Raw genomic sequence first — 13,040 nt, 5'->3', positions numbered from 1 at the left:
CCCCGCCCCCACAGTCCCTTCAGATCCCCTCGACCGGACGACAACAGCCAAAGCCAGGCACACAAACACCTAGCCCGCCGCACCCGCAACGCATAGCAGCGGCTTCAGCCGCGACCGGAAGGAAGAAGCGGGAGGAGTAATTGGAGAAATGAAGAGGTTGAGCCGAAGGCTTTTGCTTTGGCTTTGGCTTTGGCTTTGGCCTTGGCTTTTGCTCTTCCCCTCCCACCCTCCTGCGCGCCCTCGACGAAGTGGAGACATTGACGCGCCCAGCGCCGGGCTGGCGTATAGGGGCGTCAGCGGGCCATGGATGGCCCGCGGCGGCGAGTCAGACAGGATGTCTGCCCGAGCCGTGACGAACCTATACGGCAGACCGGGGCCCGCACCGTAAGACGACACACCAACCGCACCCTGCAGCGCGCCTCAAAAAAAACCAATCGCCAACCCAAAAGAAAAGCGGCACCCCCAGAAAGAGCGCCGCTCCAAAACCACGCTGCCCAAGCAGCAAAAAAACTCACCCGTTCGAGAACTCGCTCTCGAGCGAAATCGGCACCGCACTCAGCGCCTTCGACACCGGGCAATTCTTCTCCGCCTTGTGCGCCAGCTCGCGGAACTGCGCTTCATCGATCCCCGGCACCACCGCCTTGAGCTTCAGCCGGATCTGCGACAGCTGCGGCCCACCTTCCATCGAAAGATCCACTTCGGCACGCGTATCGAGCGACTTCGGCGGAAAACCCGCTTCAGTCAGTTGCGCCGACAGCGCCATCGTGAAGCAGCCGGCATGCGCGGCGGCAATCAGCTCTTCCGGATTGGTGCCCTTCTCGTCGCCGAAACGGCTGTTGAAGCCATAGCGCGTGTTGTCCAGCAGCCCGCTCTGCGGGGTGTTCAACAAACCCTTGCCGGTCTTCAGGTCGCCTTCCCAGTGCGCGGTGGCGTGACGCGAAATGCCCATTGCAATTTCTCCTGCGGGGATGAGGACACGCAGCATAGCCCGCCATTCGTGACGGGTTTGTGCGTCGCAACGGGGAACGCGCGCCGGACGCGCTACATTGCCCGGGCCATGACCCCGCCCCGGCCCGTTCCGTGGCCAGGCCCCCGGACGCCATGACGCCTCTCTTACCCTGGAGGAAAGGCTCATGTCCCACGATACCCGCGACATCCGCAACGTGGCCCTGGCAGGCCACCCCGGCGCCGGCAAAACCACGTTGTTCGAAGCCCTGCTGCATGCCGGCGGCGCCCTGCAGGCGGCAGGCAGCATCGAACGCGGCACCACCCTCTCCGACCACGACCCGGCCGAACGCGAACGCGGCCACTCCATCGACAGCGCCATCGCGTCCATCGACCAGCCCGGGCTGCACCTCAACCTCATCGACACGCCCGGATACCCGGATTTCCGCGGCGCCGCGCTGCCGCCGCTGGCCGTGGTGGAAACGGCGATGGTCGTCGTCGATGCGGCGCGCGGGGTGCAGCACGGCACCCACCGCTTCATGCAGCGCGCCGAAGGACGCCGGCTGTGCCGCATGCTGGTGGTCAACAAGATCGACCAGGAAGGCGTGGATGCCGCCGCCCTGCTCGCCGACCTGCGCGACAGCTTCGGCCCCCAGGTGCTGCCATTGAACCTGCCGGCAGAGGGCGGGCGCCGCGTGGTGGACTGCTTCTCCGCCGATGCGGGCGACAGCGACGCCGGCCCCGTGGCGCAATGGCATCGCGCCATCGTCGACCAGGTCGTGGAGATCAACGAGACGGTGATGGAGCACTACCTGGACGAAGGCGAGTCCGGGCTTTCCGGCACGGAACTGCATGAAGCGTTCGAGCAGTGCCTGCGCGAGGGCCACCTGGTGCCGGTGTGCTTCGTCTCGGCGCGCACCGGCATGGGCGTGGCCGAGCTGCTGCGGATCTGCCGAGAGCTGCTGCCCAGCCCGGTGGAGGGCAACCCGCCCGCCTTCAGCGCGGACGGCGAGGAAGTCACCGTCACGCCGCAGGCCGATGCGCCGGTGGTGGCCGATGTCTTCAAGATCGTCAACGACCCGTTCGTCGGCAGGATCGGCGTGTTCCGCCTCTACCAGGGCACGCTGGCCAAGGATATGCCGCTGCTGGTGGACGATGCCCGCAAGCCCGTGCGCGCCGCGCACCTGTATCGCATCCAGGGCAAGGACCACGTCGCGGTGGACAAGGTGGTGCCCGGCGACATCGCGGCGATCGCCAAGGTCGACGAGGTGCATTTCGACGCGGTGCTGCACGACCGCCACGAGCAGGACCACCTGCACCTGGCGCCGACGCAGTTCCCGCAGTCGATGTTCGGGCTGGCGATATCGCCAGCCAGCCGTGGCCAGGAACAGAAGCTGGCCACGGCGCTGGAAAAGCTCTCGCAGGAAGATCCCGCGTTCCTGGTCGAACACCAGGTCGAAACCCACGAAACGCTGGTGCGCGGGCTGTCTGACCTGCACTTGCGCATCATGCTCGACCGCCTCACCCAGCGCCACGGCGTGGAAGTCACCACGCGCGTGCCACGCATCGCGTACCGCGAAACCGTGGGCGCCGCCGCCGAAGGCCACCACCGCCACAAGAAGCAGACCGGCGGCGCGGGCCAGTTCGGCGAGGTCTACCTGCGGGTGTCGCCGCTGCCGCGCGGCGGCGGTTTCGAGTTCGTCGACGAGGTCAAGGGCGGCACGATCCCCGGGCAGTTCATGCCGGCGGTGGAAAAAGGCGTGCGCCAGGCGGTGGGCGGCGGGGCGATCGCCGGTTTCCCGATCCAGGACGTGCGCGTGGTGGTGTACGACGGCCGCCACCATCCGGTGGACAGCAAGGAAGTGGCCTTCGCGGCGGCCGGGCGCAAGGCATTCCTGGACGCCGTGTCGCGCGCCACGCCGCAGGTGCTCGAGCCGATCGTGGAACTGGAAGTCAGCGCGCCGGAGGCGCAGGCCGGCGACATCACCGGCGGCCTGGCCTCCAAGCGCGCGCGCATCCACGGCACCGACAGCCGGCGCGGGGAGATCGTCATCCGCGCCCAGGTGCCGTTGTCCGAACTGGAGGGCTACGCGGCGGAGTTGAAGTCCGCCACCGCCGGGCAGGGTCGCTACACGCTGGATTTCAGCCATTACGAGCCCGTGCCGGCGGGCGTGCAGCAACGTCTCGTCGCGGCGCACCAACCTGGCGCCGAGGAGGATTGACCTGCGCCAAAAGCGCTCATGCCCGAGGTCGAAACCGGTCCATCGCATTTTTTATGGCTTTTTTTGTCGATGCCCTATTGGCGTCGCGCGATACTTGCCCTACATTTCGCGTTGCCGACGGGGTCGGCGCGACTCCACAACCCACCGTTTACGGAACAGGACACCATGGCAAAGACCGCTAAGAAGGCTGCCCCGAAGAAGGCAGCGAAGAAAGTCGCCACCAAAACCGCCGCCAAGCCGGCCGCTACCAAGCCGATCAAGGAAGCGCTGAGCAAGTCGGGCCTGGTTGCCCACATCGCCGAAGCCACCTCGCTGGCCGCGAAGGACGTCCGCGCCGTGCTGGCTTCGCTGGAAGGCGCCGTGCACGCCTCGATCAGCAAGAAGGGCGCTGGCAGCTTCACCCTGCCGGGCCTGCTGAAGATCACCTCGGTCAGCGTGCCGGCCAAGCCGAAGCGCAAGGGCATCAACCCGTTCACCAAGGAAGAGCAGTGGTTCGCCGCCAAGCCGGCCACCGTCAAGGTGAAGGTGCGCCCGATGAAGAAGCTCAAGGACGCCGCGGTCTAATCGCCGTCCCGAGTTTCAGGCAGTACCCGACGAGACGGCCATGCGCCGTCTCGTTGTTTTTGGGGACACGCATGCCGCGTGGACGCCGTGCCTGTCATGCTGGGCTTGCCGCATCGACGACACGCACGCCATGGATACGACGCCTCCCCGCCGCGCCCGCTGGCGCGCGCCGCTGATCACCGCCTGCATGCTGCTGGCCCTGGGCCTCGCCGGCCGCTGGGCCTGGGAGCAGCCGTTCGCGGTGCACGCGCGCATGCTGTGGACGCTCTCGCGCATGCCCGCGCCGACCGCGCTGCCGATGCCGGTGGAAGGCGTACGCGCGCGACAGGTGGCCGACACCTTCGGCGCGCCGCGCGGCAGCGAGCGTCGCCATGCCGGCGTGGACATCTTCGCCAAGGCGGGCACGCCGGTGCGCGCGACGACGCCCGGCGTCGTCGTGGCGGTCCGCGACCGTGGCCTGGGCGGGCGCCAGGTCTGGGTGCTGGGACCGGCGCGGGAGCGGCATTACTACGCCCACCTGCGCGACTGGGCGCCCGGGCTGAAGGAAGGCGACATCGTCGCCCCGGGCACGCTGCTGGGCACGGTCGGCAACACCGGCAACGCGCGTACCACCCCGCCGCACCTGCACTACGGGGTCTACGCCGGCGATGGCGCCCGCGACCCGTTGCCGCTGCTGCGCGCAACGCACTGAACCGGACACAGAGGCTGGAACACTCCGTCATGGGGGTCCGCCTCGTTCGCACGGCGGACCGGGCCTATCTTGGCTTCATTCCCCCTCCATCGCCGCCGCCATGTCCGCGCAACGCTACCGCATCACCGTCACCCCCCTGGAAACCGACGGGCGCCCGCCCAGCGGCAACGCGCTGGAATTCGAGCAGCGCTCGGCCGACAACTGGATGCGCACGCTGGAGAAGTTCGAACGCCAGCGCGGGCTGTGCGGCGACCGCTGCGCAGCCCTGGCCGTGGCGATCGAACTGCTGAAATCCGTCGCCGCCGAACCGCACGCGCAGGACCGCGCCGTCGCCCAGCTGCGCCCGCACCTGGACAGCCTGCTGGCCGCCGCCGCGCGCCTGCCCAAGGAAGGCTGAAGCCACGACGCCCTGCCCTCGCTACACTGCCGGCTTCAACCGGGGAGCGTGGCGATGACCAAGAAGCAGGGCGTGATGCTGTTCGCGCTGTTGTGGCTGGGTGGGTGCAGTTGCCACCGCGACCCGGAGGCGACCGCCATACCGGAGCCGGCACCCGAAGCCGCCGCCCTTCCCGCCGACAACGACGAAGCCGCGCCGGAGACGGACGCGGCGCCATCCGCCGCCGAGCGCCGCGCGCGCAATGCCGCCTTCTCGGCGGCGGTCTCCGTGGTGCACGCCTACATCACGGCGCTGCCCGCCCGCACCGGCGAAGCCGATGCGATGTGGACCGGCGGCCGTCCCTCGCCCGTGCCCGACGATGCCAACCTGCGTTCGCTGGAGGGGCTGAACAGCCTGCGCATCGAATCCGGCGAACCCACCGCGCTGGACAAGAACACGCCACCGCAAGCCGTGGAAGTGCCGGTGAAACTCACCGCGCGCATGAGCGGCGGCAATCGCCACTACACCGGCTGGTATCGCCTGCGCCCGCGCGTGGATGGCAGCGGCTGGGAGATCACTTCGGCGTCCTTGCAGCCGACGCTGGACTGATCCCGCACCACTTTCAATTCCTGCTCAGAGGTCATTCACCGTGCGCCGCTAAGGTGGATGGCCTCATGCCCGCTCCGGACGCACCGATGAAAGCCCGACTGCCTTTCGCCCTCGTTCTCGCCGGCGCGCTCGCGCTGCCTTTCGCCAGCATGGCCGCCCCGAGCATCAAGGGGTCGCAGGTCAGCGTCGAGGCCGGCGATGTCCAGCAGTACCTGGGTAGCACGTTCCCGCAGACCCATGACGCGCTCGGCGGCCTGCTCGAACTGACCGTCAGCCATCCGCAGCTCAAGCTGCCGCCGGGCAACCGCCTCAACATGAGCTTCGACCTGGCGATGGCCACCGCGGGCGGTGCGCCGACGCCGGTCGGCAATGTCGCGTTGAGCAGCCAGCTGCGCTACGACACCGCGCGCCAGGGCTTCTTCCTCGAACAACCCACCGTCGATGCGTTCCAGCCGGCGCAGGCCGGCGGCAAGCTGGATTCGCGCACCCGCGAGCTGCTCAATGTGTGGCTGGCCGATTACGCGCGCCGCGAGCCGATCTACAAGCTCGACCCGGCCGTGGCCAGCCTGATGGGCACGCTGCAGGTGGAGTCGGCCGCGGTGGAGAACGGCCGGCTCGTGGTGCACTTCAACCAGAACGTGGAAGCGCTGGTGCCGGCCTCGCTGCTGCAGGGCCGTTAAACACTCAGGCCGCCAGGGCCTTGGCGACGGCATCGGCGAAGGCCGGGATGTCGTCGGGCTTGCGGCTGGTGATGATCTGGCCGTCCACCACCACCTCGGCGTCCTTCCAGCGCCCGCCCGCGTTGGACAGGTCGGTTTTCAGCGACGGCCAGGACGTCACCTCGCGGTCCTTCACCAGCCCGGTTTCCGCCAATAGCCACGGGCCGTGGCAGATCGCGGCGAGCGGCTTGCCCGCCTGCGCGAAGGAACGCACGAAATCCAGCGCCGCCGGCTCGTGCCGCAGCGTGTCCGGATTCATCACCCCGCCCGGCAGGACGAGCGCGTCGTAGGCCTCCGCGCTTGCGGTGCCCAGCCCGAGATCGACCGGCAGGTCGTCGCCCCAGTCGGCCTTCTTCCAGCCGCGGATCTTCTTCTTGCCGTCTGGCGCGATCACGTCGACCTGCGCGCCCCAGGATTCCAGCAGCCGCTTGGGCTCCTGCAGTTCGGACTGTTCGAAACCGTCGGTCGCGAGGATGGCGACCTTCTTGCCTTGGAGTTGGTGGGCCATGTCGGTCCTCCGTGTGAGGGAGGACCGAGGCTCGCGCAGGCCGCGTTGCCCGTGCGTGAGCCGCGCGTATGCGCGGCGTGCCCGTCAGCGCTTGGGCTGCAGCATGGTGCCGGTGCAGTTCTTCGAACCGCAGCGGCATTCCCAGATCTTCTTCAGGCGCGGCGTGTGGCGCTCGGCCAGGGTGATGCCGTAGTTGTAGGTCAGCTCTTCGCCCGGCTTGATGTTGCGCAGCGCCTCGATGATGACCTTGTCCTTGCGGCGGTCGTCGCCCTCGGCTTCCTCGATGGAGGCCTCGCAGTTCGGATCGCAGCTGTGGTTGATCCAGCGCGCGTCGTTGCCCTCGTAGTTGGCGTCGATCACGTAGTCGTCGCTGAGGGTGAACAGGAAGGTGTGGCCGGTCTCGACGTCGCCCGCGTCATCCTTGTCCACTTCGGCGTGGGTGCGGCGGCGGCCCTTGTACTCGATGACACGCTCGCCCTTCTTGAGCGCCTGCACGGCGAATACGCCATTGCCGTGGATACGGGATTTGCGGGCGGCGATCTTGCGCGTCATGAAAACTTCCATCGAAGGGGTCGGGCATTGTGGCCCGGGCAGCCGGGCCGCGCCAATCCCGGGACGCGGCCCTCCGGACGCCCGGAGGCGCTGGCCGTCCCCCGCATGAATGCGAGGGTTGGCCTGCCCGGCGCAAAAGCGTACAATTTCAGTCCGCTTTCCCGACCCCCACCCCGCCGCCATGCTGCGCGTCACCAAGCTCACCGACTACGCCACCGTCGTCCTGACGGTGCTTGCCGCGCGCGCCGGCGCCGTGCTCAGCGCCAGCGACCTGGCCGAACAGGCCGGGCTGGAGACCACCACGGTCAGCAAGCTGCTCAAGCCGCTGGCCCAGGCCGGCCTCGTGGAAGGCCTGCGCGGCGTGCACGGCGGCTACCGCCTGGCGCGTCCGGCCGAGCAGATCACCCTGATCGAGATCGTCGAGGCGATGGAAGGCCCGCTGGCGATCACCGAGTGCAGCCAGGACCACAGCCAGTGCGGCATCGCCCAGCAATGCGGCGTGCGCTCGAACTGGCGGCTCATCAACGACGTGGTCGCCGACGCCCTGCGCGGCGTGACCCTGGCGCAGATGCTGCACCCCCTTTCCACCACCGGCGACGGCCGGCGACGCTTGATCGCCGCCCATGTCGCCGCTTCCTGAAGCGTAGGCAGCCCCCATGGCCACCGAAGAAGTCACCACCCCGCAGAACGCCGAGATCCTCGAACGGCTCGGCCGCCGCTATGACGCGGGGTTCATCACCGACATCGAGTCGGATTCGCTCCCGCCCGGCCTGGACGAGGACATCATCCGCGCCCTGTCGGCCAAGAAGAACGAGCCGGAGTGGATGACCGAATGGCGCCTGTCGGCGTATCGCCACTGGCTGACCATGCGCGAGCCGCACTGGGCCAAGCTGGAGATCGCGCCGATCGATTTCCAGGCGCTGAGCTACTACTCCGCGCCGAAGGGCCCGAAGTACAAGTCGCTCGACGACGTGCCCAAGGAGCTGCTGGACACCTACGACAAGCTCGGCGTGCCGCTGCACGAACGCGCCAAGCTGGCGGGCGTGGCCGTGGACGCGGTGTTCGACTCGGTTTCCGTGGGTACCACCTTCCGCAAGGAACTGGCCGAGAAAGGCATCATCTTCTGCTCGATGTCCGAGGCCATCCAGGAACACCCGGAACTGGTGCGCCAGTACCTGGGCAGCGTCGTGCCGGTGGGCGATAACTACTTCGCCGCGCTGAACTCGGCCGTGTTCTCCGACGGCAGCTTCGTGTTCATCCCCAAGGGCGTGCGCTGCCCGATGGAGCTGAGCACCTATTTCCGCATCAACGCCGGCCACACCGGCCAGTTCGAGCGCACGCTGATCGTGTGCGAGGACAAGGCCTACGTCTCCTACCTGGAAGGCTGCACCGCGCCGATGCGCGACGAGAACCAGCTGCATGCCGCGGTGGTGGAACTGGTCGCGTTGGAAGACGCCGAGATCAAGTATTCGACGGTGCAGAACTGGTACCCGGGCGACGAGGAAGGCCGCGGCGGCATCTACAACTTCGTGACCAAGCGCGCCGAATGCCGCGGCGCGCGCGCCAAGGTGACCTGGACCCAGGTCGAGACCGGTTCGGCGATCACCTGGAAGTACCCCTCCTGCGTGCTGCTGGGCGACGACTCGGTGGGCGAGTTCCACTCGGTGGCGCTCACCCACCACCGCCAGCAGGCCGACACCGGCACCAAGATGATCCACATCGGCAAGCGCACCAAGTCGAAGATCGTCAGCAAGGGCATCAGCGCCGGCCGTGGTCAGAACACCTACCGCGGCCTGGTGAAGGTGGACCGCAATGCCGATGGCGCGCGCAACTACACCCAGTGCGATTCGCTGCTGATCGGCAAGAAGTGCGGCGCGCACACCTTCCCCTATATCGAAGTGAAGAACCCCGGCGCCACCGTCGAGCACGAGGCGACCACCTCCAAGATCAGCGAAGACCAGCTGTTCTACTGCCGCGCGCGTGGCATCAGCGAGGAGGACGCGGTGTCGATGATCGTCGATGGCTTCTGCAAGCAGGTGTTCCGCGAGCTGCCGATGGAATTCGCCGTCGAAGCCAAGAAGCTGCTGGAAGTGAGCCTGGAAGGGTCGGTCGGATGATCCGCGCCGCCCTCCTGCTCGCCCTGGGCCTGTCCGCGGCGCCGCACGCCTCGGCGCAGGACATCGCCTGCAATCCGGCCGGCAACCAGGCCGAAATGAACCAGTGCGCGTTCAACGACCTGCGCAAGGCCGACGCCGAACTCAACGCCACCTACGCGCAGGTGCTGGCCAAGTTGAAGGGCCAAAGCGTTGCGCTCGCCCGGCTCAAGAGCGCGCAGCGGCTGTGGGTACAGCTGCGCGACGCCGACCTGGCGGCGCAGTTCCCCGTGGCCGACAAGCAGGATCCGCGCGTCGAATACGGCTCGCTCTATCCACTCGAACGCGCCGCCGCCCAGACCGAACTGACCCGCCAGCGCACCGCCTACCTGCGCAAGCAATTCCTCGCCCCCGCGGGCGAAGGCCGCTGACGTACGCCCCGCCTTCTTCTTTCCGCATTGCGAAGCAAACATCATGTTGAAGATCGAAAACCTCCACGCCAGCGTCGCCGGCAAGGAAATCCTCAAGGGCCTGTCGCTGGACGTGCAGCCGGGCCAGGTGCACGCGATCATGGGCCCGAACGGCGCCGGCAAGTCGACGCTGGGCAACGTGCTCGCCGGCCGCGACGGCTACGAGGTCACCGCCGGCACCGTTGAATTCGACGACAAGGCCCTGCTGGACCTGGAACCGGAAGAGCGCGCCGCCGCCGGCCTGTTCCTGGCGTTCCAGTACCCGGTCGAAATCGCCGGCGTGAACAACACCTACTTCCTGCGTGCCGCGCTCAATGCGCAGCGCAAGGCGCGCGGGCAGGAAGAACTGGATTCCATGCAGTTCCTCAAGCTGGTGCGGCAGAAGCTGGCCGTGCTGCATTTGAAGGACGAACTGCTGCACCGCGGCGTCAACGAAGGTTTCTCCGGCGGCGAGAAGAAGCGCAACGAGATCTTCCAGCTCGCCGTGCTGGAGCCGAAGCTGGCGATCCTCGACGAAACCGACTCGGGCCTGGACATCGATGCGCTGAAGACCGTCGCCGACGGCGTCAACGCGCTGCGTTCGGCTGACCGCTCGTTCCTGGTCATCACCCACTACCAGCGCCTGCTCGACTACATCAAGCCGGACGTGGTGCACGTGCTGGCCGACGGCCGCATCGTGCAGACCGGCGGCCCGGAACTGGCGCTGGAGCTGGAAAAGCACGGCTACGCCTGGCTCAAGGACCGCGTGGCGCCGGAGACCGTCTGATGAGCGTCCTGCTCGATTCCCTCGCCGCCGGCTTCCACGGCGATGCGGCACGCAAGACGGTACTGGACGAAGCGCTGCGCGACGGCCTGCCCGGCGCGCGCAGCGAAGCCTGGAAGTACACCCCGCTGCGCGCCCTGGAGCGCCGCAGCTTCGCGGCCGCGCCGGCCGAAGCGGCCGTGGTCGACCCGCAGCTGCTGGCCGACATCCCCGCGCCGCGTCTGGTGTTCGTCAATGGCCGCCACGCGCCGGCGCTGTCGCAGCTCGACGGCCTGCCGGCCGGCGTGACGTTGCAGCCGCTTTCCACCGCGCTGGCCGGTGGCGAGGAAGCCGCGCGCTTCCTGGGCCGTCGCTACGCGCATGCCGACGAAGTGTTCGCCCGCCTCAACGCCGCGCTCGCCGAAGAAGGCGTGGTGCTGCGCGTGGATGACGGCGTGCAGGTGGCCGCGCCGGTGCACCTGGTCTTCATCAATGCCGCCGGCGAGGGCGACCAGGCCTGGCATCCGCGCCACCTGGTCGAACTGCGCCGCGACGCAACGCTCTCCCTGCTCGAACATCACCTGCAGGCAGGCGATAACGCGCACCTCGGCAACGCGGTGGCCCACGTCCACCTGGCGCAGGGCGCGAAGCTCTCGCACGCCCGCGTGCAGGAAGCGGGCGCCGGCTTCACCTCGCTGCTGCGCACCGACGCGGTGCTCGCCCGCGACGCCATGTACCGGCGCATTGACCTGGAACTCGGCGCCGGCCTGAGCCGGCACGAGCTCAACGTGCGCCTGGAAGGCGACAACGCCCGCCTGGACGCCAACGGCGTGCTGCTCGGCAATGGCCGTCGCCATATCGACACCCGGCTGGGCATCGAGCACATCGCGCGCGATACCTCCTGCGGCCTGCTGTGGCGGGGCGTGGGTACCGATCGCAGCCGCGTCGTGTTCCATGGCGGCATCAATATCCGCCCGGGCGCCGACGGCACCGATGCACGGCTGTCGAACAAGAACCTGCTGCTGTCCGCCAATGCCGAGATCGATACCCAGCCGGTGCTGGTGATCGATGCCGACGAAGTGCAGGCCGCGCACGGCGCGACGGTTGGCCAGCTCGACGCCAATGCGCTGTTCTACCTGCGTTCGCGCGGCCTGCCGCAGGCGCAGGCCCAGGCGCTGCTGAGCGCGGCGTTCTGCCATGAGCCGCTGTCCGGCCTGCCGGAAGCACTCGCCGGCTTCCTGTCCGCGCGACTGGATGCCGCGCTGTCGTCGGCGGGCGTGGCATGAACGCCCCGGTCACCGCCCCCGTGGACACCGCGCCGGACTGGGCGCGCGTGCGCAGCGATTTCCCGCTGCTGCTGCGCCAGGTCCACGGCAAGCCGCTGATCTACTTCGACAACGCCAACACCGGCCAGAAGCCGATGCAGGTGATCGCGGCGACCGACGAGTTCTATCGCCGCCAGAACGCCAACGTCAGCCGCGCGGTGCACGCGCTGGGCACCGAGGCGACCGAGGTCTACGAGGGCGCGCGGGACAAGCTCGCCCGCTTCCTCAACGTGCGCGCCGACGAACTGGTGCTGTGCAGCGGCACCACGTTCGCGATCAACCTGGTCGCCTATTCCTGGGCGTTGCCGCGCCTGAAGGCCGGCGACGTGATCCTGGTCTCGCGCATGGAGCACCACGCCAACATCGTGCCGTGGCAGCTGGTGGCCGAGCGTACCGGCGCGAAGATTCGCGTCGCCGAGATCCATCCCGATGGCACGCTGGACCTGGATGCCCTGCGCGCGGCGATGACCCCCGAGGTCAAGCTGCTGGCGCTGGCCCACGTCTCCAACGTGCTCGGCACCGTCAACCCGGTGCGCGACATCTGCCGCGAAGCACGCAAGCGCGGCATCGTCACCGTCATCGATGGCTCGCAGGCCGCGCCGCATCGCCGCGTGGACGTGGCCGCGATCGGCTGCGATTTCTACGCCATCACCGGCCACAAGATGTGCGGCCCCACCGGCACCGGCGCCCTGTGGGGCCGCCGCGAGCACCTGCAGGCGATGCCGCCGTTCCTGGGCGGCGGCGAGATGATCAAGGAAGTCAGCTTCGACGGCACCGTGTTCAACGACCCGCCGCACAAGTTCGAAGCCGGCACGCCGAACATCGCCGGCTTCATCGGCCTGGGCGCGGCGGTGGACTACCTGGAATCGGTCGGCCTGGCGCACATCGAGGCCCGCGAAGGCAAGCTGCTGGCGCATTTCACCGAGGAGCTGCAGCGCATTGAAGGCCTGCGCATCTTCGGCACCGCGCCGGACAAGGCCGCCGTGGTCTCGTTCCTCATCGAGGGCGCGCACGCCCACGACCTGGCCACCCTGCTGGACCTGGAAGGCGTGGCGGTACGCTCCGGCCAGCACTGCGCGCACCCGCTGCTGCAGTTCTACGGCGTGGCCGCGACCTGCCGGGCGTCGCTGGCGTTCTACAACACGCACGAGGAAATCGAGCGTTTCATCGTCGCCCTGCGCAAGGTGCGGCAGCTGCTCGGCTGAACCGGGACCGGCGGGCAGG

15 protein-coding genes are annotated in these 13,040 nt (G+C 68.4%); 12 read left to right on the top strand and 3 right to left on the bottom strand.

Annotated features, from left to right (window positions below):
- Positions 1–511: 511 nt before the first annotated feature.
- On the bottom strand, positions 512–949 hold the full coding sequence (locus ARC20_RS02515) for an OsmC family protein (protein ID WP_057643808.1): 438 nt from the start codon (positions 947–949) through the stop codon (positions 512–514).
- A gap of 184 nt (positions 950–1,133) precedes the next feature.
- On the opposite strand from ARC20_RS02515, the gene fusA reads away from it, so the two are divergent.
- The 6 genes from fusA to ARC20_RS02485 all read left to right on the top strand — a co-directional run bounded on the left by fusA (position 1,134) and on the right by ARC20_RS02485 (position 6,087).
- Positions 1,134–3,167, top strand: coding sequence for an elongation factor G (gene fusA, locus ARC20_RS02510; protein ID WP_057643805.1), 2,034 nt, complete (start codon positions 1,134–1,136; stop codon positions 3,165–3,167).
- Between the two features lie 165 nt (positions 3,168–3,332).
- Positions 3,333–3,731 (top strand): HU family DNA-binding protein, encoded by a 399-nt coding sequence (locus tag ARC20_RS02505; protein WP_057643802.1) that lies wholly within the window; start codon positions 3,333–3,335, stop codon positions 3,729–3,731.
- Positions 3,732–3,918: 187 nt separating this feature from the next.
- Entirely contained in the window at positions 3,919–4,422 is a 504-nt protein-coding gene (locus tag ARC20_RS02500; protein WP_425478500.1) for a M23 family metallopeptidase, read from the top strand.
- Positions 4,423–4,522: 100 nt separating this feature from the next.
- Positions 4,523–4,819, top strand: coding sequence for a DUF3861 family protein (locus ARC20_RS02495; RefSeq protein WP_057643794.1), 297 nt, complete (start codon positions 4,523–4,525; stop codon positions 4,817–4,819).
- A 54-nt stretch (positions 4,820–4,873) separates the two neighbouring features.
- Positions 4,874–5,407, top strand: coding sequence for a hypothetical protein (locus tag ARC20_RS18725; protein ID WP_237642490.1), 534 nt, complete (start codon positions 4,874–4,876; stop codon positions 5,405–5,407).
- A gap of 86 nt (positions 5,408–5,493) precedes the next feature.
- On the top strand, positions 5,494–6,087 hold the full coding sequence (locus ARC20_RS02485; RefSeq protein ID WP_057643792.1) for a DUF1439 domain-containing protein: 594 nt from the start codon (positions 5,494–5,496) through the stop codon (positions 6,085–6,087).
- A 4-nt stretch (positions 6,088–6,091) separates the two neighbouring features.
- On the opposite strand, the gene ARC20_RS02480 is transcribed toward ARC20_RS02485, so the two are convergent.
- Both ARC20_RS02480 and ARC20_RS02475 read right to left on the bottom strand, forming a co-directional pair.
- On the bottom strand, positions 6,092–6,634 hold the full coding sequence (locus ARC20_RS02480; RefSeq protein WP_057643789.1) for a type 1 glutamine amidotransferase domain-containing protein: 543 nt from the start codon (positions 6,632–6,634) through the stop codon (positions 6,092–6,094).
- Between the two features lie 84 nt (positions 6,635–6,718).
- A complete protein-coding gene (locus ARC20_RS02475; protein WP_057643818.1) occupies positions 6,719–7,186 on the bottom strand; it encodes an SET domain-containing protein in 468 nt (155 codons plus the stop codon).
- A gap of 181 nt (positions 7,187–7,367) precedes the next feature.
- Here ARC20_RS02475 and ARC20_RS02470 point away from each other — a divergent pair, with 181 nt between their 5' ends.
- Genes ARC20_RS02470 through ARC20_RS02445 form a run of 6 tightly spaced genes read left to right on the top strand, consistent with a single transcriptional unit; the run spans position 7,368 to position 13,021 of the window.
- Positions 7,368–7,826, top strand: coding sequence for an SUF system Fe-S cluster assembly regulator (locus ARC20_RS02470; RefSeq protein WP_057643787.1), 459 nt, complete (start codon positions 7,368–7,370; stop codon positions 7,824–7,826).
- Positions 7,827–7,842: 16 nt separating this feature from the next.
- Positions 7,843–9,303 (top strand): Fe-S cluster assembly protein SufB, encoded by a 1,461-nt coding sequence (gene sufB / locus ARC20_RS02465; RefSeq protein ID WP_057643784.1) that lies wholly within the window; start codon positions 7,843–7,845, stop codon positions 9,301–9,303.
- A complete protein-coding gene (locus ARC20_RS02460; protein ID WP_237642489.1) occupies positions 9,300–9,710 on the top strand; it encodes a lysozyme inhibitor LprI family protein in 411 nt (136 codons plus the stop codon). The genes sufB and ARC20_RS02460 overlap by 4 nt, the downstream gene beginning before the upstream one ends.
- A gap of 43 nt (positions 9,711–9,753) precedes the next feature.
- The gene (gene sufC / locus ARC20_RS02455; RefSeq protein ID WP_057643781.1) at positions 9,754–10,515 is read left to right on the top strand and encodes a Fe-S cluster assembly ATPase SufC; all 762 of its coding nucleotides are present in this window, start codon (positions 9,754–9,756) and stop codon (positions 10,513–10,515) included.
- On the top strand, positions 10,515–11,777 hold the full coding sequence (gene sufD, locus ARC20_RS02450) for a Fe-S cluster assembly protein SufD (RefSeq protein ID WP_057643779.1): 1,263 nt from the start codon (positions 10,515–10,517) through the stop codon (positions 11,775–11,777). The genes sufC and sufD overlap by 1 nt, the downstream gene beginning before the upstream one ends.
- Positions 11,774–13,021, top strand: a complete 1,248-nt coding sequence (locus ARC20_RS02445; RefSeq protein ID WP_057643776.1) for a cysteine desulfurase — start codon at positions 11,774–11,776, stop codon at positions 13,019–13,021. The genes sufD and ARC20_RS02445 overlap by 4 nt, the downstream gene beginning before the upstream one ends.
- The last annotated feature ends 19 nt before the right edge of the window (positions 13,022–13,040 follow it).

Source organism: Stenotrophomonas panacihumi, assembly GCF_001431645.1.
Lineage (GTDB): Bacteria > Pseudomonadota > Gammaproteobacteria > Xanthomonadales > Xanthomonadaceae > Stenotrophomonas_A > Stenotrophomonas_A panacihumi.
This window is presented reverse-complemented; position numbering and strand designations above follow the sequence as displayed.